At 45.3% G+C, this 24,548-nt stretch carries 21 protein-coding genes; 16 read left to right on the plus strand and 5 right to left on the minus strand.

Annotation, left to right across the window (positions count from 1 at the left end):
- The first annotated feature begins 174 nt into the window (after nucleotides 1-174).
- Together G5B06_RS04095 and xerD are read left to right on the plus strand one after the other, a co-directional pair.
- Nucleotides 175-783: a stage II sporulation protein M gene (locus G5B06_RS04095; protein ID WP_021976877.1), complete on the plus strand. Its 609-nt coding sequence runs from the start codon at nucleotides 175-177 to the stop codon at nucleotides 781-783.
- Between the two features lie 204 nt (nucleotides 784-987).
- On the plus strand, nucleotides 988-1,872 hold the full coding sequence (xerD, locus tag G5B06_RS04100; protein ID WP_173762872.1) for a site-specific tyrosine recombinase XerD: 885 nt from the start codon (nucleotides 988-990) through the stop codon (nucleotides 1,870-1,872).
- Nucleotides 1,873-2,031: 159 nt separating this feature from the next.
- On the opposite strand, the gene G5B06_RS04105 is transcribed toward xerD, so the two are convergent.
- Complete coding sequence (locus tag G5B06_RS04105; RefSeq protein ID WP_173762873.1) at nucleotides 2,032-3,063, minus strand: 3-deoxy-7-phosphoheptulonate synthase; 1,032 nt, start codon at nucleotides 3,061-3,063, stop codon at nucleotides 2,032-2,034.
- A gap of 41 nt (nucleotides 3,064-3,104) precedes the next feature.
- Complete coding sequence (locus G5B06_RS04110) at nucleotides 3,105-4,439, minus strand: polysaccharide biosynthesis protein (RefSeq protein WP_148447437.1); 1,335 nt, start codon at nucleotides 4,437-4,439, stop codon at nucleotides 3,105-3,107.
- 122 nt (nucleotides 4,440-4,561) lie between these two features.
- Between G5B06_RS04110 and G5B06_RS04115 the strand changes: the two genes are divergently transcribed.
- From G5B06_RS04115 to G5B06_RS04130, 4 genes are all read left to right on the plus strand, one after another.
- The gene (locus tag G5B06_RS04115; RefSeq protein WP_015526993.1) at nucleotides 4,562-4,990 is read left to right on the plus strand and encodes an RrF2 family transcriptional regulator; all 429 of its coding nucleotides are present in this window, start codon (nucleotides 4,562-4,564) and stop codon (nucleotides 4,988-4,990) included.
- Nucleotides 4,991-5,015: 25 nt separating this feature from the next.
- Nucleotides 5,016-6,203: a cysteine desulfurase NifS gene (gene nifS / locus G5B06_RS04120; RefSeq protein ID WP_148447435.1), complete on the plus strand. Its 1,188-nt coding sequence runs from the start codon at nucleotides 5,016-5,018 to the stop codon at nucleotides 6,201-6,203.
- A gap of 28 nt (nucleotides 6,204-6,231) precedes the next feature.
- The gene (nifU, locus tag G5B06_RS04125; RefSeq protein ID WP_015526995.1) at nucleotides 6,232-6,678 is read left to right on the plus strand and encodes a Fe-S cluster assembly scaffold protein NifU; all 447 of its coding nucleotides are present in this window, start codon (nucleotides 6,232-6,234) and stop codon (nucleotides 6,676-6,678) included.
- Between the two features lie 90 nt (nucleotides 6,679-6,768).
- Nucleotides 6,769-9,336 (plus strand): HAD-IC family P-type ATPase, encoded by a 2,568-nt coding sequence (locus tag G5B06_RS04130; RefSeq protein ID WP_173771429.1) that lies wholly within the window; start codon nucleotides 6,769-6,771, stop codon nucleotides 9,334-9,336.
- A 64-nt stretch (nucleotides 9,337-9,400) separates the two neighbouring features.
- Here G5B06_RS04130 and G5B06_RS04135 read toward each other — a convergent pair whose 3' ends face one another.
- Nucleotides 9,401-11,371 (minus strand): hypothetical protein, encoded by a 1,971-nt coding sequence (locus G5B06_RS04135; protein WP_173762875.1) that lies wholly within the window; start codon nucleotides 11,369-11,371, stop codon nucleotides 9,401-9,403.
- 74 nt (nucleotides 11,372-11,445) lie between these two features.
- Nucleotides 11,446-12,264: a histidinol-phosphatase HisJ family protein gene (locus G5B06_RS04140; RefSeq protein ID WP_173762876.1), complete on the minus strand. Its 819-nt coding sequence runs from the start codon at nucleotides 12,262-12,264 to the stop codon at nucleotides 11,446-11,448.
- Between the two features lie 265 nt (nucleotides 12,265-12,529).
- Between G5B06_RS04140 and gap the strand changes: the two genes are divergently transcribed.
- The 3 genes from gap (at nucleotide 12,530) to tpiA (ending at nucleotide 15,726) form a co-directional block, all read left to right on the plus strand.
- Nucleotides 12,530-13,549: a type I glyceraldehyde-3-phosphate dehydrogenase gene (gene gap / locus G5B06_RS04145; RefSeq protein ID WP_021652276.1), complete on the plus strand. Its 1,020-nt coding sequence runs from the start codon at nucleotides 12,530-12,532 to the stop codon at nucleotides 13,547-13,549.
- A 186-nt stretch (nucleotides 13,550-13,735) separates the two neighbouring features.
- Complete coding sequence (locus G5B06_RS04150; protein ID WP_148447429.1) at nucleotides 13,736-14,932, plus strand: phosphoglycerate kinase; 1,197 nt, start codon at nucleotides 13,736-13,738, stop codon at nucleotides 14,930-14,932.
- Between the two features lie 44 nt (nucleotides 14,933-14,976).
- Nucleotides 14,977-15,726 carry a triose-phosphate isomerase gene (gene tpiA, locus G5B06_RS04155; protein WP_015527001.1) on the plus strand — a complete coding sequence of 250 codons (750 nt, stop codon included), beginning with the start codon at nucleotides 14,977-14,979 and terminating at the stop codon, nucleotides 15,724-15,726.
- A gap of 117 nt (nucleotides 15,727-15,843) precedes the next feature.
- On the opposite strand, the gene G5B06_RS04160 is transcribed toward tpiA, so the two are convergent.
- Nucleotides 15,844-16,122, minus strand: coding sequence for a helix-turn-helix domain-containing protein (locus G5B06_RS04160; protein WP_148447428.1), 279 nt, complete (start codon nucleotides 16,120-16,122; stop codon nucleotides 15,844-15,846).
- 101 nt (nucleotides 16,123-16,223) lie between these two features.
- On the opposite strand from G5B06_RS04160, the gene G5B06_RS04165 reads away from it, so the two are divergent.
- The 7 genes from G5B06_RS04165 to G5B06_RS04195 all read left to right on the plus strand — a co-directional run bounded on the left by G5B06_RS04165 (nucleotide 16,224) and on the right by G5B06_RS04195 (nucleotide 24,464).
- On the plus strand, nucleotides 16,224-16,445 hold the full coding sequence (locus tag G5B06_RS04165) for a hypothetical protein (RefSeq protein ID WP_173762877.1): 222 nt from the start codon (nucleotides 16,224-16,226) through the stop codon (nucleotides 16,443-16,445).
- A 124-nt stretch (nucleotides 16,446-16,569) separates the two neighbouring features.
- Entirely contained in the window at nucleotides 16,570-17,688 is a 1,119-nt protein-coding gene (locus G5B06_RS04170; RefSeq protein WP_148447424.1) for an Mbeg1-like protein, read from the plus strand.
- 54 nt (nucleotides 17,689-17,742) lie between these two features.
- Nucleotides 17,743-19,038: a homoserine dehydrogenase gene (locus G5B06_RS04175; RefSeq protein WP_148447422.1), complete on the plus strand. Its 1,296-nt coding sequence runs from the start codon at nucleotides 17,743-17,745 to the stop codon at nucleotides 19,036-19,038.
- 139 nt (nucleotides 19,039-19,177) lie between these two features.
- Nucleotides 19,178-20,719, plus strand: a complete 1,542-nt coding sequence (gene gpmI / locus G5B06_RS04180; RefSeq protein WP_173762878.1) for a 2,3-bisphosphoglycerate-independent phosphoglycerate mutase — start codon at nucleotides 19,178-19,180, stop codon at nucleotides 20,717-20,719.
- Nucleotides 20,720-20,908: 189 nt separating this feature from the next.
- Nucleotides 20,909-22,261 (plus strand): MATE family efflux transporter, encoded by a 1,353-nt coding sequence (locus tag G5B06_RS04185; protein ID WP_173762879.1) that lies wholly within the window; start codon nucleotides 20,909-20,911, stop codon nucleotides 22,259-22,261.
- Nucleotides 22,262-22,414: 153 nt separating this feature from the next.
- Entirely contained in the window at nucleotides 22,415-24,067 is a 1,653-nt protein-coding gene (locus G5B06_RS04190; protein WP_244094486.1) for a L,D-transpeptidase family protein, read from the plus strand.
- A 97-nt stretch (nucleotides 24,068-24,164) separates the two neighbouring features.
- The gene (locus G5B06_RS04195; RefSeq protein ID WP_148447416.1) at nucleotides 24,165-24,464 is read left to right on the plus strand and encodes a DUF3784 domain-containing protein; all 300 of its coding nucleotides are present in this window, start codon (nucleotides 24,165-24,167) and stop codon (nucleotides 24,462-24,464) included.
- The last annotated feature ends 84 nt before the right edge of the window (nucleotides 24,465-24,548 follow it).

The raw sequence follows: 24,548 nt of genomic DNA on the forward strand, positions 1-24,548 counted from the left end.
TACTACACCGAAAGGTGTGTTACTTGTTAAGTTGGTTGAACCGCCGTGTACGGAACCGTACGCACGGTGGTGTGAGAGGTCGGGAAAATTTATTTAATTTTCCCTCCTACTCGATTGCCCGGAAACAGGTTATATTACGGAGAGTTTGGACGTAAACTGGTACAGGGTGAGTGAATGGAAAAAAGAAATGAAAGCAGAAAATGGAAAACAGCTGGTCGTTTTCCGGCAGAGATTCTTTTTCTGACCGGTTTTCTGGTGGGAAATATCATACCGAATCTGATCTGGAAAATGGAATGGAAACAGAAAACCCTGGCTTCTTTCTATCTGATCCGGAATTTTGCGGGGAAAGATATTTCCGGCGGAGCATATTTGCTGGAAGTGTTACGACACAGGGGAGTACTCTTTCTTTTTCTGTTTTTCTGTGGGTTTACCATATTTGGGGTACCGCTGTCAGTGGCTTATATGCTGATTCTTGGGATGGAGACAGGACTTATCCTGACTTTATCCGTGCTGGAATTTGGTATTTACGGAGGTGTGGCCGGGGCCGGACTTCTGATTCCTCAGTATGTGATCTATATTCCGGTGTATTTTTATCTTGCTGGTCTTGTATACAGACAGTCCTATGATATCTGGAAAAACTATGGGCTTGTACCTCAGAAATCGAGGCTATATATCCGGCAGGGAATGACTGCATTTCTGGTGTATACAGGGGGAATTCTTGCGGAAAGTTTCCTGAATCCGTGGATTCTTGAGAAAGTTGTAAAGGGGCTGAAATTTTTTTGAAAAAATTTTTTACAATATGTAGTGATGGTTTCCATAAAATCTGCGATATTTGGTGGTTTGAGGCGGAAAGTGTTGAAATTGCGTGGTTTTGCGCTGAAAAACCGTTTGATTTTATGTAAAATACACAGTATAATTCAGTCATAAAAGAATACAGATTTTACGATTTTGTTGATAATGAGTTATTTAGAAACGGGATGTAAGAGAATGGACATAGAGATACGGGAATTTATTACATATTTACATAATAGAAAAAGAACATCTCATAATACAGAGGTGTCATATCAGAGAGATCTGAAGAAGATGGCAGCATATTTTGAAGGGCGTGGAATTTATGATATCCGTGAAGTGGGAGAGCTGGAACTGGGGGGATATCTCAGTTACATGGAGAGAGGACAGTTTGCCTCTTCTACCATTTCCAGAAATGTGGCTTCGATCCGTGCACTGTTTCAGTATCTTCAGCAGGAAGGCCGGATTGAGAGAGATCCATCCCTGGAACTGAAGCCACCTAAGGTTGAGAAGAGGATGCCGGAGATTCTTTCTGTGGATGAAGTGGACAGACTTCTGAGACAGCCGGATTTGAATACCCCGAAAGGAATTCGGGACAGCGCCATGCTGGAACTTCTTTATGCGACAGGAATGCGTGTCAGTGAACTGCTTCACCTGAATCTGGAGGATATGAATCTTCAGCTTGGTTATGTGGTCTGTCACGATGAAGAGAAGGAACGGGTCATTCCTGTGGGAAATGTGTGCAGGAATGCCATGGAGAAATATCTGAAAGAAGCCCGTGGAACATTTGTGAAAGAAAATGAGACACAGAGCCTTTTTACCAACTGTTCAGGAAAGTCCATGAGCAGACAGGGGTTCTGGAAAGTGCTGAAGGGATATGCGGAAGAAGCAGGAATCCAGCATGATATCACACCACATACCCTGAGACATTCTTTTGCCGCACATATGCTGCAGAACGGGGCGGATGTAAAGAGTGTACAGGAAATGCTGGGACATTCGGACATTTCCACTACACAGATCTATTTGAATTTTGGTGTTGCAAAAATGCGCGATGTGTATATGAAGGCGCATCCGAGGCATTAACCTGTAAACAGAAATATAATATTAAGCAGAAAAAAATAAGAACCGACGCTTCCAAAGAAAGGAAGAACGCCGGTTCTTTTGATGTGCATTTCAGTCAAGGGAATATTTGCAATCCCGTAGGGACCCCTTGATTTGTTAAAACTGCAGATCGGACAGATCTTAGCAGTTCTCAGCAATCGTATAAAGCAGTTTCTCTGACTCATCCCATCCAAGGCATGCATCTGTGATGGATTTACCGTAGATGTGATCTCCACCGATCTTCTGGTTGCCTGGCTCGATATAGCTCTCGATCATGAGACCTTTTACCATGGTATGAAGCTCAGGATCTACCTGACGGCTGTGAAGAACTTCACTTGCGATACGAACCTGCTGTTCGTAATGCTTGTTGGAGTTGGAATGGTTGGTATCCACGATCACTGCCGGGTTGGCAAGGTTCTTTGCGTGGTATTTGTCATAGAGAAGACGAAGATCCTCATAATGGTAGTTCGGGATGGCTTCCCCATGTTTGTTTACCGCACCACGAAGGATTGCGTGGGAGAGCGGGTTACCGGTGGTCTCAACTTCCCAGCTTCTGTAAATGAAGCGGTGAGCGCCCTGTGCTGCAACGATGGAGTTCAGCATAACGCTGTAGTCGCCACTGGTAGGATTCTTCATACCAGCCGGAACGTCCATGCCGCTGACTGTCAGTCTGTGCTGCTGATCTTCAACAGAACGTGCACCTACAGCAACGTAGGAAAGAAGATCAGAAAGATAACGGTAGTTCTCTGGGTAAAGCATCTCATCTGCACAGGTAAAACCACTTTCGCGGATGGCACGTATGTGCATCTTACGGATTGCAATCAGTCCGGCAAGAAGGTTCGGTTTCTTCTCAGGATCCGGCTGATGGACCATTCCTTTGTATCCTTCTCCGGTTGTACGTGGTTTGTTTGTGTAAACACGCGGGATAATGAGGACTTTATCCTCGATCTTTTCCTGTACTTTGCGAAGTCTTAAAAGATAATCGCATACAGCATCTTCGTTATCTGCAGAACATGGTCCGATGATAGCGAGGAATTTATCAGATTTTCCGGTGAAAACGTCGCGAATCTCAGCATCGCGTTTCTCCTTGAGAGCCTGAAGTTCAGCATCGATGGGATACTGATTGCGGATTTCCTCAGGAGTTGGCAGTTTTTTTATGAATTCAAAACTCATAGTACTTTATTCCTCCATAATTATAACATTTCGGTTATTAATTATAAACGATTATCGCCCGCTTGTCGATAGGGAAATTTTAGCGCTTTCACGTGTAGAAGGGAAAGGAGCAGTTCACCCAGAAAAATGCCGTAAAAATAGCCTCGAATCCCAATTGCCGGAATCATAAAAACAACAGAAAAAATACGGATGAGAATGCCGGCAGCGCTGTGGATCAGGCAGCGCCCCGGCCTTCCAAGCCCCTGAAGGATGCTGGCGAGCATGGTGTTGGTATAAAGAAAAGGACAGCTGAAAGAAAGATACCGTATGTAAGTTCCGGCAGTTTGGCTGTGAAAAAGCAGTGTTCCAAGGAATGGTCCAAAGAGAAAGAATCCGCTTCCACACAAAAATCCCAGAAACATGCAGAGAAAAAAAGTCTGGTCTGTGACATGGCGGATCTGTTTCTGATCTCCAAGGGCATCCATTCTTGCGACAGAGGGCATCAGCATTACAGCTGCGGAAGTTGTAAGGGTGGAAGGAAACAGGAGCAGGGGAAGGGCCATTCCCGTAAAGATCCCGTAAATTTTCAGTGCCTCTGAAGAAGTCATTCCACAGCGAATCAGCATCTGTGGAATCAGAACCGCTTCTATGCTTCCGAGAAGTGTCAGGAGGATGCGGTTCAGGGATATGGGGAAAGACAGGGTAAAAAGATCTTTTATCAGCGGAAAAATTTTAACGGAAGTTTTTTCTTTTACAGGATGATTTCCAAAATGAAAAGAAACCATAAGGAGTGATATCAGAGAAGCGGCAGCTTCTCCTGCGAGGGAACCGCCGGCTGCGATCATCGCAGTGACCGGACGGCCTTCGGAGAGAAAGATCAGATACAGGATATAAGTGGCACCGATCCGGACAGCCTGCTCGCTAAGCTGCACAGCTGCGGGTACAGAAGCTTTTTTCCGGGCATAATAATAGCTGTCAATGCAGGAGTGAATGGCGCAGAGTGGTATACTGGCAGCCGTCAGCCGAAGAAGATCGGAGGTCCCGGGTGCTTTCAGGATTGTGGAAGCAAAAAAATCTGCATGCCGAAAAAGCAGAAAACCGGTTACAGCAGAAAAAAAGACAGCCGCAAAGATTCCCGTAACCAGAGAAAAATATGCCTCCTTTTTTTCCTGAAGAGCAAGTCTGGACGCAATCAGCCGGGAAAGTGCAGACTGGATTCCGGTATAAGAAAGAGCAGCCATAAGTCCCTGCAGAGGAAGGATCAGCTGATACAGACCAAGACCTTCCGCACCAATGGCATGGGATAGGAATATCCTATAAAAGAAACCAGCAATACGGCTGACAAGTCCCGTGCAGGCAAGAATCAAGGTTCCTTTGAGAAATACTTTTTTTGACATGGATAACCTGGAGCCTTTTTTGTCAGTATATGAAGAAGTTAGTCTTGACAGAACCATAGGTTTCTGATAGAGTAAACATGAAATCTGAGGAAAACACTGGGAATTGAAAAAGAGGTGAGCGGATGAAACTGTCAACAAGAGCAAAATACGGACTTAAGGCCCTGATAGACCTTGGTCTTTACAGTGAAAAAGAAGCGGTCTCGCTTCAGAGTATTGCGGGCCGTCAGAATATATCAGTCAGCTATCTGGAACAGCTGATGGCGCTTTTGAAGAAAGCGGGCCTTGTGAAGAGTGTCCGCGGTGCTGCCGGAGGATACTTTCTTGGAAGACCGGCAGAAGAGATTTCAGTGGGAGATATCCTTCGTGTTCTGGAGGGCGGCCTGGAGGCTGCTACATGCCCGGGAACAGAAGGTGACGGAGGCTGCCAGGGTTCTGATCTCTGCGTAGCTAAATTAGTGTGGAAGAGGATCAACGACAGCATCACAGATGCGGTGGATACACTGATGCTCAGTGAGCTGATCGAAGAAAGCCGGAGAATACACGAAAAATAATTATCCTGAACAGGAGGAAAAGAAAATGGGAAAAATGATATATCTGGACAATGCGGCTACCACAAAGACCGCACCGGAAGTTGTGGAGGCAATGCTGCCATATTTTACAGAGTTTTACGGAAATGCTTCAACCGTTTATGATTTTGCGGCAAACAGTAAAGCTGCCATCGCAAAAGGAAGACAGCAGATCGCAGACGTGATCGGAGCCAAGAAAGAGGAGATCTATTTCACAGCGGGCGGTTCCGAGTCTGACAACTGGGCTCTGAAAGCAACTTTTGAGGCATACAAGAATAAAGGTAACCATATCATCACAACAAAGATCGAGCATCATGCAATCCTTCATACCTGCGAATACCTTGAAAAAGAGCGCGGTGCGAAGGTCACATATCTGGATGTGGATGAGAACGGTTTCATTGACCTGGATGAACTTCAGAAAGCCATCACACCGGAGACCATCCTGATTTCTGTTATGGCTGCAAACAATGAGATCGGTACTCTTGAGCCGCTGAAAGAGATCGGACAGATCGCACATGAGCATGGAATCCTGTTCCATACAGACGCTGTTCAGGCATTCGGCCAGATCCCGATCAATGTAGATGAGTTTAACATTGATATGCTCAGCTCCAGCGGACATAAGATCAACGGACCGAAAGGAATCGGTTTCCTCTATATCCGTAAAGGTGTTAAGATCCGTTCCTTCGTACACGGCGGAGCACAGGAGAGAAAACGTCGTGCAGGTACAGAGAACGTTCCTGGTATCGTAGGATACGGTCTTGCAGCAGAGCGTGCAAACAAATCCATGAAAGAGCGTACTGCAAAAGAGATCGAGATTAGAGATCATATGATTAACAGAATTCTCACAGAGATCCCGTACGTACGTCTTAACGGAGATAAGGTAAAACGTCTTCCGAACAACGTAAACGTAAGCATTCAGTTCATCGAGGGTGAGTCCCTTCTTCTGATGCTTGACAACTTCGGAATCTGTGCATCCAGCGGTTCTGCATGTACATCCGGTTCTCTGGATCCGTCACATGTTCTGCTGGCTATCGGCCTTCCTCATGAGATCGCACACGGATCACTCCGTATGACATTAAGCGAGGAGACAACAATGGAGGACGTTGATTTTGTAGTAGATAAACTGAAAGATATTACTGCAAACTTAAGAAGTATGTCTCCATTATATGAAGATTTTATTAAAAAGCAGAAAAAATAATAAAAACACTTGCCAGGAGGAAAAAATAATGTATAGTGAAAAAGTAATGGATCATTTTCAGCATCCACGTAATGTAGGTGAGATTGAGAACGCAAGCGGCGTGGGTACTGTAGGAAATGCAAAATGCGGCGATATTATGAGAATATTCCTTGACATTGATGACGAAACTCATATTATCAAAGACTGCAAATTCAAAACATTTGGATGCGGTGCGGCAGTTGCAACAAGCAGCATGGCAACAGAGCTTGTAATGGGTAAAACCATTGAGGAAGCTATGGAAGTAACAAACAAAGCCGTTATGGAGGCTCTGGACGGACTTCCGCCAGTAAAGATTCACTGTTCCCTGCTTGCTGAGGAAGCAATTCATGCGGCTCTCTGGGATTATGCAGAGAAACATCACATTAAGATCGAAGGTCTTTCCAAACCGAAGTCTGATATCCACGAAGGTGAAGAGGACACAGAAGAGGAATATTAATTCCTTATATTTACGATCATAACCGAGGCATGAGCAAGCTTCAATCGAACAGAAACCGTAAGCCATTGAAAGGACAGGTAAGTAAGAAGCATGACAGGACTTACGAACGAAGAAGTTCAGGAAAGAATTGCGCAGGGCCAGGTAAATAATAACGAAAACCCCAACACCAGGACATATAAACAGATCATTATGGAGAATACACTGACATTCTTCAATTTTCTGAACCTGGTGCTGCTGGTTCTCGTACTGCTGGTTGGTTCCTACAAAAACTCCATGTTTGTAGGAATCATTTTTATTAATACCGTGATCGGGATCATTCAGGAGGTCCGTGCCAAGAAGACGATCGACAAGCTGGCCATCCTGACAGAATCCAAGACGGTTGTTCTGCGTGAAGGAAAAAAATGGAAAATTTCTACAGAGAAGCTGGTTGTCGATGACCTGATCTTTCTGAAGGCCGGAGAACAGGTCCCGGCAGATGCGAAGATCCTGGAAGGAAACCTGGAGGTCAATGAATCTCTGCTTACCGGTGAGGCGGACAATCTTCCGAAGAATCCGGGAGATGAGCTTTTTTCCGGAAGCTTTGTGACGGCGGGACAGGCCTGCTGTCAGATCATCCATGTAGGAAGCGACAACTATGCGTCAAGGATCACCAGCGAGGCCAAGGAATTCAAACGCCATAATTCAGAGCTTAGAAATTCCCTGAATGCCATCCTGAAGGTGATCAGTATCATTATCGTACCAATGGGTGCGATGCTTTTTTATAAACAGTATTATTTTGTGGGAGACAATATCCGGGATTCTGTTGTCAATATGGTTGCAGCGGTCCTGGGAATGATCCCGGAGGGACTGGTCCTTCTTACCAGTGTGGCACTGACCCTGGGAGCCCTGAAGCTGGCTCAGAAGAAAACGCTGGTGCAGGAATTGTACTGTATTGAGACTCTTGCACGTGTGGATACACTCTGTCTGGATAAGACAGGAACCATCACAGAGGGTACCATGTGTGTGGAAGCGGTGGAGAGTTATCCGCCGGTGGATGAGGAGATTTCAGGTGTAACAACAGAAAATGCGCCCGAGTCTGGTGAAAGCAAGAACGATGGAACTGAGAGTTCTGATATGACTGCGATTTCAGCAGCTTCGGCCGCAGAAGCCATCGCAAAAGAAGATGGGAGTTCGATTCTCTCACCACAGGAAGAATTTGAGGCTGGTTCAGAGACGCGCAGCCAGGAAGATCCAGAGAAAATCCGGGAGATCGAACATATCATGGGAAATCTTCTTTCTGTGCTGAAAGATCAGAATGCCACTGCCGATGCCCTCCGTGCAAGATTTAAAGTATCCCAGGATATGGAGCTGGACCATGTGATCCCGTTCTCTTCCGACAGAAAGTACAGTGGAGCTGCTTTTAAAGATACAGGTACGTATCTGATGGGTGCTGTGCAGTTTCTTTTTCCGGAAGGAAATCCCCAGCTGGCAGAATATTGTAGTGGTTTTGCGAAAGAGGGACTTCGTGTTCTGGTTGTTGCTCACAGTGAGAATGTAAATGAAGGCACGGAGATCCCGGCAGGACTTGAACCCATCGGACTTCTGCTTCTTACGGATGTGATCCGTGCAGAGGCACCGGATACGCTGGCATATTTTGAGAGCCAGGGCGTGGATCTGAAAGTGATCTCCGGAGATGATCCGGTGACGGTTTCTGCCATTGCCAGACGTGCAGGCCTTAAAAATGCGGAGCAGTACGTAGATGCAACAACGATCACAACCCAGGAACAGATGGACGAGGCAGTTGCAACATACAGTGTGTTCGGACGTGTGACACCGCAGCAGAAGCAGGCGATGGTGAAGTCTTTGCAGGCACAGAAGCATACGGTTGCAATGACCGGTGATGGCGTAAACGATGTTCTGGCTCTTAAAGAGGCAGACTGTAGTATTGCCATGGCTGAGGGTAGTGATGCGGCCAAGAATATTGCAAATGTGGTATTGCTGGATTCCAATTTTGCGGCGATGCCGGAGATCGTGAATCAGGGACGACGGGTTGTAAATAATATCCGTACTGCAGCATCCATGTTTCTGATCAAGACGATTTTTTCCGTGCTGCTGTCACTGATCACGATCTTCTTTGGGGATTCCTATCCTTTTGAACCGATTCAGATGTCTTTGATCAGTGCCTGTGCAGTTGGTATTCCTACGTTTCTTCTGGCTCAGGAGAACAATTATGAGAAGATCGACCATACATTTTTGCGTCACGTGTTTATGAATGCGTTTCCGGGCGCTGTGACGATTACAGGCTGTGTGTTCAGTGTGATGCTGGTATGTCAGAATGTGTATCATTCCAATGCAATGCTGAATACGGCCTGTGTGCTTGTGACAGGCTGGAATTATATGGCGGCACTTAAGACGGTTTACGCACCTTTGAATACCTATCGTAAGGTGATCATTTACAGTATGCAGGTGATCTTTTTCGGGGCAGCCGTGATTCTGCAGAATCTGCTGACTCTGGGATCCCTGGAATTCGGAATGATCATTCTGGTATTCCTTCTGATGACGTTTTCTCCGATCCTGATCGATGTGATCACGGCCTGGATCAAGAATATCTACAGCCGTTCGCTGGATAAGGGAGAGCAGGGGAAATTTGCCGCATTCATTGATAAGCTGAGAAAATAAAAAATATGAGAAATGTAAAAGGACACTGCCATTTTACGGGCAGTGTCCTTTTTGGTGGAAATCGTTATTTCGTATGCATAAGCCAGATAAATCCAAAGGCAGGGAGCTCTACGGCCTGAGCGTCTCTCTGAACTCCGGTAAGGAGATCTGTGTAAGTACCGTCCTGCTCGTTGATCCAGGCTACTTTGTCCTGGTCGCTGAAGTTGTAGATGCAGATCAGTTTTTCTTCAGAAGTTTCTTTTACCAGGGCAAGGAGGGATTTTTCCCAGGTTTCCAGTGTGTGTGCAGGAACATCTGGTGCAAATACCGGATGGCTGGCGCGGATGGATTCCAGCTGTTCTAGGCTGTTAAAGATACGTCCCTGGATCGTTTCGGCATCGGCTCTGTTCTGGGCAAGTGTCCAGTTGAAGCGTCCGTTGTGGAGCCAGCGGGGATCAGAAGCCTTGGAAGTGTCGGTTTTGTAGGTGTAATCGTTCAGTTGTCCGACTTCGTCACCGCTTCGAAGTACCGGAATTCCTGGAAGGGAAAGAAGCAGTGCGTGGAGTGTTACATCATAGCGGATTCCGCGGCTGACACCATCGGCATTTCCTTCATAATCAAAACGTTCGATTCCTGCAAGGGAGGCAGTTGTTCCACAGAGTTCTGCTTCTTCGGTTTCCGGATTTACATAGATCTCGCCCCGGGCAAAAGAATCCGGGAAAAGACCGGCGAGGAATTCATTCAGATAATCTCTGTGAGGGCCTTCTGTGATAAAGCTGTCTTTCAGAAAATCATAGTCCAGATTCCAGCGTACCGTGTTGCGGTTGCGGAGATAATTCTGAAATACCGGTGCCTGTGGAAGATTGGCAGTCTTATCAATTCCGTGGCGGAGAAGAGCAGTATCCTTTGTGGCAACCGTGTGCCAGATATCGGACATCAGCTGTGTGCTGTTTACAATGTGAAGTTCCGGCATATCGGAAGTTCCGCCGAATGCAGCTGCTTCGGAAGGGGTGCGGTCTGTCTCGCCAAGGAGAAGGACTCCTGGGCATACGATCTCGCAGACCATTCGTGTCATACGGAGAAGGGAATGCAGCTTCCAGAGGTTTTCGCTGTTCATCACAGGGAGGACACCAAGGCTGAATACAGAAGCCCCCTCATTTGCAAGTTCCAAGATCTGGAGAAGCATTGCATTGAAAAAGGCCGGAGTCTGAAGTACACATGGAGCACCGGAATGTGGGTCGTCCACAGAAAGGCTTAACGGGATTTCAAGAGCCAGGCGGATACCTGCTTTCTGGCAGTTAACTGCAAGGTCGTGCAGATCTTCTGAACTTCCAATCTCCGGGATAATGCGAAGAGAGCAGTTGGAAGTTGCCTGGAAAAGATCTGTCAGGTACAGAGTGTCTGCCTTGCATTCACTGATATAGTCCAGCTTACTGGACAGTCCGGCAAGGGTATCTGCGAAATCCGCAGGATTTATAGCCATTCCGGTGAACGTGGTCTTACGGAACCAGTCCGGATCCGCAGCACAGTTCTGGTCAGCTTCTTTCATGGAAAGAGAACGCTCACGGTAGATCTCTTTCATCTTCTTTGTGAGGCTTGAGAATGTGCCGGAAACCTCCGGATGATTACGGAACAGCTCGCAGTAGAGCCATTTCAGATCATTGTAGTAGTGGTTCAGGCGTTTCTCGTAGAGGGCATCGTAGGCGGTGTCTTCTTTGGAAGTCTCAACTTTCAGAGGTTCTGTTTTGGAAGTAGTTACTTTTGCCGGTTCGGTCTTTGCAGTTGTGACTTTGATCGGTTCGGTTTTTGAGGTTTCCACCTTGATCGGCTCGGTTTTTGAAGTCTCAACTTTGATCGGCTCGGTCTTTGAGGTTTCCACCTTGAGTGGCTCAGTCTTGGAAGTCTCGACTTTGACCGGTTCGGTTTTGCTTGTTCCTACTTTCAGCGGTTCCGTCTTGGAAGTTTCAATTTTAGCAGCAACTGTATTTTTCTTCAGCTGCTGTTCTTTTTTTGCCTGCATGGCAGCTTTCTTTTTCTGGAGTCTTTTTGTTGACATATAGAGTTCCTCCTTAGATAAATGGTATTTTCGGTATAAAAATGTAAACTCTCTGACCGGAGAGAGAAATAGATCTACAGCTTATGGAAAACCGGCTGACGGTTTTTAAACACAGTATAATAGGAAAAGCCGCATTCACGGAGAACATCTGCTGCTTTGTCAAAAGCATAGGCGATTTTATCCGGGGTGTGGGCGTCTGCACCGATGGTAATAATTTCACCGCCAAGTTCATGATAGCGGCGGATTACATTTACACATGGATTTGGCTCGCCAAGGCCGTAGTGATAACCGCCGGTATTTAATTCGATTCCAATGTTCTTACGGATCAGTGTGCGGAGAATTTCATCCAGGATTTCTTTATAGCGGCCATAGGAGTACTGACGGTTCTGATTGGGGCCGTAACGCACCACATAATCAATATGTCCGTAGACATCCATTTCATCAAAGGCAGCGACATTTTCCAGAATGGATTCAAAATATTCCATATAGCAGGCGGATTCTTTCCGTCCCTCAAAATAAGAAGGATAATAGGGATCGTATCCGTGTACGACATGAGAAGAACCAATAACAAAATCGAAGGGGATTTCTTTCAGAAGTCCGGAGAAAGATTCAGAAAGATGGGGCTGAAGTCCAAGTTCGATTCCGAAATTTACAGTGATCTGGTCCCGAAAAGCATCAGCCAGTTCAAAAAGACGCTGGCGGTATGCCGGGATATCCAGGGAAAAGTCCAGATTTTCCGGCGTTTCCGGGTAATCCGGATCAAGGTGTTCCGTAAAACAGATTCCTGTAAGACCATTATCAACTGCGGCCTGGATCATATTTTCCATGGGTGTTTCGGAATCTGCGGAAAAAGAGGAGTGCATATGGCAGTCCCATAAAATTTTCTGGCCCATTTTGTACCTCCATATTCAAGTCTGTGTAGTGTGTAACAGATGCTGTACCTGCTTGTTGTGTTACAGCTGGCAGGACAGAAATTTCTCTCACAGAATTATAACACATTTTTCGGGAATTTTCTTAATATTTATTTTAATGTGCTTTTTTATAAATAGCTCTTGAATTTTTGTTTGGAATTAGGTACAATATGAAACAGGTTGATGTTTCTTTAACAATCGGAGGAGAAACACTAAATCACCATTCAATTCATAGGAGGAATTTATCATGGCAGTAAAAGTTGCAATTAATGGTTTTGGACGTATCGGTCGTCTTGCATTCCGTCAGATGTTTGGAGCAGAGGGATTTGAGATCGTAGCAATCAACGATCTTACATCTCCTAAGATGCTTGCTCACTTATTAAAATATGATTCTACACAGGGAAGATACGCTCTTGCTGATAAAGTAACAGCAGGCGAGGATTCCATCACAGTAGACGGAAAAGAGATCAAAATCTATGCTAAGGCTAACGCTGCAGAGCTTCCATGGGGAGAGATCGGTGTAGACGTAGTTCTTGAGTGCACAGGTTTCTACACATCTAAAGACAAAGCTCAGGCTCATATCGATGCAGGTGCTAAGCACGTAGTTATTTCCGCTCCGGCTGGAAACGACCTTAAGACAATCGTTTACAACGTAAACCATCAGGGTCTTACAAACGAGGACAAGATCATCTCCGCAGCTTCCTGTACAACAAACTGCCTTGCACCAATGGCTAAGGCTCTTAACGATCTTGCACCGATCAAATCCGGTATCATGTGCACAATCCACGCTTACACAGGCGATCAGATGACACTTGACGGACCGCAGAGAAAAGGCGATCTGAGAAGATCCCGTGCAGCTGCAGTTAATATCGTTCCGAACAGCACAGGTGCTGCTAAAGCTATCGGACTTGTTATCCCAGAGCTTAACGGCAAACTTATCGGTTCTGCACAGCGTGTTCCTACCCCAACAGGTTCTACAACAATCCTTACAGCAGTAGTTGAAGGAAATGTTACAAAAGAGCAGATCAACGCAGCTATGAAAGCAGCTTCTAACGAGTCCTTCGGATACAACGAGGATGAGATCGTATCCAGCGATATCGTTGGTATGAGATTTGGTTCCCTCTTTGATGCTACTCAGACAATGGTACTTCCACTTGAGAATGGCACAACAGAGGTTCAGGTAGTTTCCTGGTATGACAACGAGAACTCCTACACAAGCCAGATGGTTCGTACAATCAAGCACTTCGGAAAACTTCTGAACGCTTAATTTTCTGCGAACGGGTGTAGAAGAATAGACTCAGAAAGGGTCCGGTCTGAAGAGGACCGGGCCCTTTTTTTCCAAAAGACCAAACAAAAAAATGTCTGAGGAAATGACTGTTAACAGAGCGGACAACAATACCGCTCGCCCTTATTCATCTGCTTTTGCAGAAATAAAAGTTAAGGAGATATAGAGATGCTGAACAAAAAAAGTGTTGACGATATCAATGTAAAAGGACAGAAAGTACTTGTAAGATGCGACTTCAACGTTCCGCTTCAGGATGGAAAGATCACAGATGAGAACCGTCTTGTAGCTGCTCTTCCTACAATCAAGAAACTGATCGCAGACGGCGGAAAAGTTATCCTCTGCTCCCACCTTGGAAAACCGAAGGGAGAGCCGAAACCGGAGCTTTCTCTTGCACCTGTAGCAGTTCGTCTTTCTGAGCTTCTTGGCCAGGAAGTAAAATTTGCAGCAGATCCTGAGGTAGTAGGACCGAACGCAAAAGCTGCTGTAGCAGAGATGAAAGATGGCGATGTAGTTCTTCTTGAGAACACACGTTACCGTGCAGAAGAGACAAAGAACGAAGACAAGTTCAGCGAAGAACTTGCTTCTCTCTGCGATGTATTCGTAAATGATGCATTCGGAACTGCTCACAGAGCTCACTGCTCCAACGTAGGTGTTACCAAATATGTGAAGACAGCAGTTGTAGGATATCTGATGCAGAAAGAGATCGATTTCCTCGGAAACGCTGTAAACAATCCGGAGAGACCATTCGTAGCAATCCTTGGCGGTGCTAAGGTTTCCAGCAAGATCTCTGTTATCAACAACCTTCTTGACAAGGTAGATACACTGATCATCGGTGGTGGTATGTCCTATACATTCTCCAAGGCTATGGGCGGACATATCGGAACATCCCTCTGCGAGGATGATTACCTTCAGTATGCTCTCGATATGATGAAGAAAGCAGAGGAGAAAGGTGTAAAACTTCTTCTTCCTGTAGATAACAGAATCGGTGATGACTTCTCCAACGACTGCAACATCCAGATCGTAAAACGTGGTGAGATTCCGGACGGATGGGAAGGAATGGATATCGGAACAGAGACAGAGAAAATCTTTGCAGATGCTGTAAAAGATGCCAAGACAGTTGTATGGAACGGACCGATGGGATGCTTCGAGATGCCGAACTTCGCACATGGTACAGAGGCAGTTGCAAAAGCTCTTGCTGAGACAGACGCAACAACAATCATCGGTGGCGGTGATTCCGCAGCAGCTGTAAATATCCTCGGATATGGCGACAAGATGACACACATCTCCACAGGTGGCGGTGCTTCTCTTGAGTTCCTTGAGGGCAAAGAGCTCCCAGGTGTAGCAGCAGCTAACGATAAAGACTGATAAAAAATAAAGTGTTCCACGAACACAAAAAGGAGATAAAAACAATGGCAAGAAAGAAAATTATTGCTGGAAACTGGAAAATGAACATGACACCAAGCGAGGCTGTAAAGCTTGTTGAGACTTTAAAACCGCTTGTTGTTAACGACGAAGTTGACGTAGTATTCTGCGTACCGGCTATCGACATCATCCCTGTTGTTGAGGCAGCTAAAGGAACAAACATCCAGGTTGGTGCTGAGAACATGTACTTCGAGGAGAAAGGTGCTTACACAGGCGAGATCGCTCCGGCTATGCTCGTAGATGCAGGCGTTAAGTATGTAGTACTTGGACATTCCGAGAGAAGAGAGTACTTCGGTGAGACAAACGAAGACGTTAACAAAAAAATGCTCAAAGCTTTCGAGCATGGTATCACACCAATCATGTGCTGCGGTGAGACACTTACTCAGAGAGAGCAGGGCGTAACAATGGACTTCATCCGTCAGCAGGTTAAGGTTGGATTCCAGGGTGTTACAGCTGATCAGGCTAAGACAGCAGTTATCGCTTACGAGCCGATCTGGGCTATCGGAACAGGTAAGACAGCTACAACAGAGCAGGCTCAGGAAGTTTGCGCTGACATCCGTAAATGCATCGCTGAAATCTATGATGACGCTACAGCAGCAGAGATTCGTATCCAGTACGGCGGATCTGTAAACGCTGCAACAGCTCCTGACTTATTTGCTCAGGCTGACATCGACGGCGGTCTTGTAGGTGGCGCTTCCCTGAAACCAGATTTCGGAAAGATCGTAAACTACAAATAAGAATAAACAAAGAAAGGGGCTTCGGCCCCTTTTTTTTGTGGAATAATGGAAAATCTATTTGTCAAAAAAAACTCTCTCTGACATAAATACGCAGAAATAAAAATTCGGTGTTTATGCTCAGAGAGAGTTTTTCTTATTTTCGGAGGAAGAACTGTTTTTCTCCGAAATTTCTTTTGGATTATTATTCATTTCATCCGGATCAGGAATATGTTCTACGATATCTTCAATATCACAGTGAAGAATGGAACACAACCTGTCTATTGTAAAAATTTCAATGTTTTTGTTTTTTCTAAGCCTGTCCAGAAGAGAACGGGTAATTTCATAGTGTTCATAAAGATCATACTGAGTAATACCTCGTTCTTTCATTGTGACCCAAAATCTGTCATACTTTATCATATGTTTATCCTGTCCGATTCGTCCTTGAATTAATCTTATTATGAATGTAAAATTGGAATCACAACAGTGTCCTTATAGAGACACTATGGAAAGGAGAAACAATGAGGAAATTTTTGAAGGTATTTTTTTCATTGGCGGTTACCATATATTTTTCGACTACCATGTTCTATTGTTTTGTGGCCGGAGCACCGCAGAATGGAAAAGGAGCTGTAATTTATGTAGTGTCAGCAGCAGGCCTGTCAATTCTGTTTCCGGCTTTTACCTGTGGCTGTATTCATTACATTATCTATCTCAGGAAAAAACTGGATAAACAGGGCAAATAATCAGGTTTTATGGTATGATAAAGAAAAACAGAGGATGGATGAAACCGGACAGTTATGTATTATAATAGAAAGAAAGACTGTAACTGTGCGGAAGACGCTTATGTGATTATTTGTGGAGGGTTTTATGGGAAATATTCTGGATTATCTTGACTGGAGAGGGGACCTTACTTTTGAACAGTCACCGTTTAATGAAGTTGACAATCTGATACTGTCATGCTTTTCCTATCTGGATCTGGATGAGATAACCGAGCTGAAAAATGGAGATACTCTTTGCATAAAGGATCTCTCAGAGAGATTTTCCACAGAAAAAAAAGAACAGGATATGAAAGCAGAAAGTGCGTTTTTGCAGAATACGCCGGTTCTTCTTGAAAAGATGGCCCGTTCGAAACGATTCCGGGAATGCATAGTGGGAGGATTTGTGAATGAAATTCTGTCCAGACAGGCACAGCAGTTTGCGGCAGTGATGATCGGACTGGGAGATGGAACATCCTATATATCTTTCCGGGGAACCGATGATACAATTGTGGGATGGAAAGAGGATTTTAATTTGAGCAATGGAGTTGTCCCATCCCACAGAAAAGCTCTGGAATATCTGGAAGAACACGGAACCTATCTGCAGTCCATGCTGCGTATCGGAGGACATTCCAAAGGTGGCAATCTTGCTATGTATGCTGCCATGCAGTGTAATGAAATACTTCAGGAGAAGATTCTTTCTGTTTACGATAACGACGGACCAGGATTTCCGGAGGAATTTTTCAGCCCTGAGAGAGTGGAGAAGGTTCTGCCAAAAGTCACCCGTATTATACCGGAGGCATCTGTGATCGGCATGCTTCTTACGCATCAGAAAGAACCGCTGATCGTGGCAAGCAGTCAGAAAGGCATCCTGCAGCACGATGCTTTTACCTGGGAGGTGATGGGGCCGTCTTTTATTCAGAAAGAAACACTGACAAGGAGGGCGGCGGCATCAGACCGGAGTCTTCACAAATGGATTGATACTATGAATGAAGAGGAAAGGGCACATCTGATAGGAGAACTTTTTTCTGTGCTTGAGGCCACCGGCGCGGATACGATTTCCCAGATTCAGGATGGAGGCCTGAAAAGTCTGGCTGCCATGGTACGACAGCTGGATAAAATGGAGCCTCACTCCAAAGCTATGGTACAGGAATTGATTGTCGGAATTTTTGGCAGCTGGCTGGAACTCCTTCCGCTGCCGGAGCTTGACAAAAAGCGTTTTCTGCCATAACATAGGAGTTAACTCTGATAAAAATTGGAAAAAACGGAAAGGGGACATCAGAAAATGAGCGAAAAAGTCGTAAATGCGGCCCTTCTTGGTCTTGGAACAGTAGGAACCGGAGTCTATAAAGTTATCAAAAATCAGGAGCAGGAAATGACAGCCAAGCTTGGATGTCAGGTAAAGATCACAAAGATCCTGGTGCGTAACCTCGAAAAAGCATCTAAAAAAGTAGAAGATCCATCTGTTCTTACAACAGACTGGGCAGATATCGAAGGAGATCCTTCTATTGATATTGTGATCGAGCTGATCGGTGGAATTGAGCCGGCCCGTACTTACATTCTTGCAGCACTGAAAGCCGGAAAGAATGTAGTAACTGCAAACAAAGATCTGATTGCAGTTCACGGAAAAGAGATTCTGGAAACTGCCAAGGCTGCACAGAAAGATTTCCTGTTTGAGGCTGCTGTTGCCGGAGGAATTCCGATCATCAGCCCACTTAAGAACAGCCTCGAGGCCAACCATGTAACGGAAGTTATGGGAATCGTAAACGGAACTACGAACTTTATCCTTACCAAGATGTCCCAGGAAGGAATGGAATTTTCCGATGCCCTTGCCCTTGCCACAGAGCTTGGATATGCAGAGGCAGATCCGACTGCAGATATAGAAGGAATTGATGCAGGAAGAAAGGTAGCGATCCTTGCTTCTGTTGCTTTTAATTCCAGAGTTACCCTTGACAATGTTCATATCGAGGGAATCACCAAGATCACAGCGAAAGATATCCGTTACGCCAAGGAAATGGGCTGTGAGATCAAACTTCTGGGTGTTGCCCGCTGCCAGGAGGATGGCGTTGAGGCCTATGTATGCCCAATGCTGATCCCTGCAGAGCATCCTCTTGCATCTGTCAATGATTCCTACAATGCAGTATTTGTACATGGAGATGCTGTAGGTGATACTATGTTCTACGGACGTGGAGCAGGAGAACTTCCAACAGCAAGTGCGGTTGTTGGAGATGTATTTGAGGTAGTCCGCAACATGAAGGCAGACTGCTGCGGCCGTGTGGGCTGCACCTGCTATAAGACACTTCCTGTAAAAGCCATGGCAGATACCCACAACCGTTACTTCCTCCGTCTGCAGGTTGAGGACCGTTGCGGTGTGCTGGCAGAGATCCTGGAGCACTTTGCAAAATATCAGGCAAGTGTCGCACAGATCATGCAGAAAGAGAGCAAGAGACCGGATACCGCCGAGGTTGTTGTGATTACCAAGCTGGTAAGTGAGGGTGCTTTCTTTAAGGTTAAGGAAGAGCTGGAGAACAGTGCCTCTGTAAGAAAGATTTCTTCTATGATCCGTGTATATGAGAAATAAAAAAAGCGTTGCAAAATTCCTGGATTTTGGTACTATATAAAATGGAAAACAAAAGAATCCCAGATGGCGCAGGACATTTCAGGATTTCCGGAAACTTACGCCGGCTGGAACTTCGATCAAAGATAAGAAGGGGAAAATTATGAGTAAAAAACCAACAGTTTTAATGATCCTTGATGGATACGGACTCAATGACAGACATGACGGAAATGCTGTATATGAGGCGAAGACACCGGTTATGGACGGACTTATGAAAGATTATCCGTTTGTAAAAGGTAATGCCAGCGGTCTTGCTGTAGGTCTTCCGGACGGACAGATGGGTAACTCCGAGGTTGGTCATATGAATATGGGCGCAGGCCGTATCGTATACCAGGAGCTTACAAGAATCACAAAAGAGATCCAGGACGGAGATTTCTTCAAGAACGAGGCGCTTCTTGCTGCTATGAAGAACGCAAAAGAGAACGATTCCGCAATCCATTTCATGGGACTTCTTTCTGACGGTGGTGTACACAGCCACAACACACATCTTTACGGACTTCTCGAGATGGCCAAGAGAGAAGGTCTCAAGAAAGTTTACGTACACTGCTTCCTGGATGGACGTGACACACCGCCTGCATCCGGTAAAGAGTTCGTAGAGCAGCTGGAAGCCAAGATGAAAGAGATCGGTGTTGGTGAGATCGGTGTGATCTCCGGACGTTACTATGCAATGGACCGTGATAACCGCTGGGATCGTGTTGAGCTTGCATACAAAGCACTTACACAGGGCGAAGGCGTAAAGGGAACAGACGCTGCAGCAGCAGTTCAGGCTTCCTATGACGATGACAAGACAGATGAGTTCGTACTTCCGACAGTTATCGAGAAAGACGGCAAACCGGTTGCAACGATTTCCGATAAGGATTCCGTTGTATTCTTCAACTTCCGTCCGGACCGTGCAAGAGAGATCACAAGAGCTTTCTGTGATGATGATTTCAAAGGCTTTGAGAGAGCTAAGAGACTGGATACCACATTCGTATGCTTCACAGAGTATGACGATACCATCCAGAACAAACTGGTAGCATTCCACAAAGTTCTTCTTCACAATACATTCGGTGAGTACCTTGCAGCTCATGATATGACACAGGCACGTATCGCTGAGACAGAGAAATATGCACACGTTACATTCTTCTTCAACGGTGGCGTTGAGGAGCCGAACAAGGGAGAGGATCGAATCCTTGTAAAATCCCCGAAGGTTCCGACCTATGATATGCAGCCGGAGATGAGCGCACCGGAAGTTTGCGAGAAACTTGTTGATGCAATCAAATCTGACAAATATGATGTGATTATCATCAACTTTGCAAACCCGGATATGGTTGGTCATACAGGTGTTGAGGCAGCTGCAATCAAGGCTGTTGAGACTGTTGATGAGTGTGTTGGTAAGGCTGTAGAGGCAATCAAAGAGGTTGACGGACAGCTCTTTATCTGTGCTGACCACGGTAACGCAGAGCAGCTTGTAAACTATGAGACAGGTGAGCCATGGACAGCTCATACAACCAACCCGGTTCCGTTTATCCTGGTAAACGCAGATCCGAAATACACACTTCGTGAGAACGGATGCCTTGCAGACATCGTTCCGACACTGATCCAGCTTATGGGCATGGAGCAGCCGAAGGAAATGACAGGAGAGTCTCTTCTTGTTGAGAAATAAATAAGATATTATGGAATCCCTGCAGATTTTCACAGATCTGCGGGGATTTTTTTGCATTTCCTTGTTTCTGTTTCCACACATAAAAAATTTTTTCAAAATCATCTTGTAAAATCATTCCATTTCAACTATAATCCCTCTGATACATAAAAACAGGTAACTTTTGGGTAATTTGGGGGAAAAGAATATTTCATGAAAACAGACATGACACAGGGAAAGCCGGTAAAAGTGCTCCTGGGATTTACGATCCCGGTATTTATCGGCAATGTATTTCAGCAGTTCTACAATATGGTAGATGCTGTGGTGGTGGGAAAATTTGTAGGAACAAAGGCGCTGGCGGCAGTGGGCTCAACAGGAACCATCATATTTCTGATCATAGGTTTTCTTCTGGGACTGACTGCCGGTTTTACCGTACTGACCGCGCAGAAGTATGGTGCGGGAAAAATGGATGAGATGCGCCAGACAGTAGGAAATGCACTGATTCTGACAGCAGTGATTTCCGCAGTTATGACAGCCATCAGCATGACAGGCATGCATGCACTTCTGAAATTCATGCATACACCGGATGATATTTTTAAGGATGCATATGCTTACGTTATGATTATCTGCGGAGGAATTTTTGCCCAGGCTTTATATAATATTCTGGCCAGTATCCTCCGTGCACTGGGAAACAGTAAGATACCACTGTATTTTCTGATCTTATCTGCGATGCTGAATATCGTGCTGGATCTTGTATTTATCATAGTGTTTAAGCTGGGAGCGCCCGGAGCAGCCTGGGCTACCATTATTTCCCAGGGAGTATCCGGAGTTCTGTGCCTTCTGTATATCTGGAAGTTTGTGCCGGAACTCCGTATGAAAAAAGAAGACTGGTATTTCCGGCGCAGTCTTGCTTTCAAGCAGATCGGTGTTGGAATTCCCATGGGACTTCAGTATTCCATTACAGCAATTGGAACTATGATGGTACAGTCTGCTTTAAATATGTTGGGGTCCTATGCAGTGGCAGCATTTACCGCAGGAAGTAAGATCGAGCAGATTTTTACCCAGGCATTTGTAGCACAGGGAACTGCCAGCGCTACCTACAACGCACAGAATATCGGAGCCGGAAAGCTTGAAAGAGTGAGGGAAGGATTCCGGGCTTCTCATTTTATCGGAATTGTATACTCGATTATTGTGGGAGGTTTTCTGTTCTTTGCCGGAAAATATTTTGCATATCTGTTTATCTCGGATAACATTGAAGAAGTGCTTCCTATGGTAGCAATCTATGTAAAATGTGTGGCGTTGTTCTTTATTCCGCTGTATTTTGTCAATGTACTTAGAAATGGAATCCAGGGAATGGGATATGGTCTCCTTCCTATGATGGCCGGCGTGGCAGAACTGGCGGGAAGAGGAATCACAGCTACGATTGCGGCAGGAAAAAGCAGTTATATTGGCACCTGTCTGGCAAGTCCGGTGGCATGGATTTTTGCAACGGTGCTTCTCTGGGTTATGTATTTTTACGTTATGAAAGATATGTCCCGGAAATTGTACGGTACAAATAAGTTATAAAAAAACCGTGAAATGAGATGCAATTTCCAGAAAGTATGATATAATGAAAAAGCTGGTAACTGATCTGTGTACATAAGCGTGGATCAGCCCGGAAAGTATCAATGGAAAGGTGTCTTTTCGAAAGACACATGAACATAGAGGTGAAATAAAAATATGAGCAACGAGGAGAAGAGGGACATCGAAGATAAAATCAACGACGCCATGGCCAAGATTGTCAGCGATACAGCCGGAGATGCCCAGCCTGAGAAAAAATCAGATGCATCTGCTTCTCAAAAGTCAGCCCGGCCTTCGAAGTCAGCAAGACCTTCCAAGTCGGCAAGACCGAAGAAGATCACATATGTGCCGATTGATGAGTCTGAATTTGCCCCAATCGTTCTCCCCCAAAAAAAGAAGCATAAGGCGTTAAAAGTAACCGGAATGATCGCGGCCATGGTTCTGGTAGCAGCTGGCTGTGCATATGCCGGAGTGTCTTATTATTACACGAACCACTTTTTTGAAGGGACAACGATCAACGGAATTGACAGTTCCAACAAGACTGCCTATGAGGTGGAGCAGGAGATTGCCAGTAAGATGGAGAACTACACCATCGAGGTAAAAGCGAGAGATCAGGAATCACAGACCATTACAGGATCAGATATTGATTATCGCTATATATCCAGTGGTGAGATTCTGAAACTTCTGAAATCTCAGAAGCCATATGAATGGGTGAAGGGATTTTTTGGAGAAACCACTTACACAGCCAAGGAAGAAACTGCTTTTGACAAGAGTAAGCTGGAAACACAGGTGAAAGCACTGAACTGTGCACAGAAAGAAAACCAGGTGGCGCCGGAGAATGCATATGTAAGTTTTAATAATTCGGAATTTACCATTGTGCCGGAAACCGAGGGTACGGAGCTGAAGGTGAAGGAAGCATACCAGATGATCAGCGAAGCCATCAGCAGTGATGATGCGGAAGTAGATCTGGGCAGTAATCCGGATGCATATGTCACAGCGGATGTTACCAGTGACAGTGCAGATCTTCAGGCAACGGTAGATGCATATAATAACTTTGCAAAAGCAAGCATCACCTATACATTTGGAGATGAAACAGTAACACTTGATGGAAACACCATTAAGGACTGGCTGCAGTTTGATGAAAAAGGACAGCTGATACAGGACGATGCGTCTTTTAAACAGCATATTGTGGATTATGTAGCACAACTTGCAGCTTCTCATGATACGGTAGGTACTGAGAGACAGTTCCAGACCACAAGTGGAAGAACGGTATCGGTATATGGTTCTGCATATGGATGGAAAATTGACCAGGACGCAGAGGTAGCACAGCTTACCCAGGAGATTCAGTCCGGTACACAGACAACAAGAGAGCCGGTATATTCCATGACAGCCAATTCCTATGGCGTTAATGATCTTGGTAATACTTACATTGAAGTAGATCTTACAGAACAGTATATGCGGTATTATCAGGATGGAAGTGTGATTTTTGAGTCCGATATTGTATCCGGACTTGCAAGTGATCCGGAGAGGAAAACACCTCCAGGAATCTTTACCCTGTATTATAAGAAGAGCCCGGATGTGCTCCGTGGTACCAAGAAGGCAGATGGAACATATTCCTATGAACAGCCGGTAACCTACTGGATGCCGTTTAACGGAGGAATTGGATTCCACGATGCAGACTGGCAGCCATACTTTGGTGGTGACCGGTATCTTACAGGAGGTTCCCACGGCTGTATCAACATGCCACCGGATAAGGCAGGAGAACTTTACAATATTATTCAGTACAATGTTCCGATTATCTGTTTCTATTGATCGAACCCATATCAAGCGGATATTCGGTTAAAATCAGACAGGAGCCAGCCGGTGATCCGGTGCAGGGCTCCTGTTATTTATAAGGAGGAAAATAATTATGTTTGATCAGTCATTCAGTTACATACTGGCAATTGCGGCACTGGTAATTGGTATTATGATTCTTACCGGCCATGGTTCTGTTTTTATGAAAGGTGGAAACACCCAGGCCAGAGCGCAGAAGTATGATGAGAAAAAAATGGAAAAAGTTTCCGGAATCGGTCTGATTCTGATTGGAATCGCAACAGGAATTGATGCGTTTACCACAAGTGTGACAGCGAAGATTGTTTATGTGGTTGTGCTGTTTGTGATACTTGCGGTATATCTGTTTGTTCTCAGAACAAAATGCCTGAAAAAATAAGGAAGAAAATAAAAAGGACTCCCCGTAAATAAGAAATCTGTATCCGAATGATTCCTTATTTACGGGGAGTCCTTTTTGTCCCTG

Origin of the sequence: Blautia luti (assembly GCF_013304735.1) — a bacterium.
In the GTDB taxonomy this organism is placed as follows: domain Bacteria; phylum Bacillota; class Clostridia; order Lachnospirales; family Lachnospiraceae; genus Blautia_A.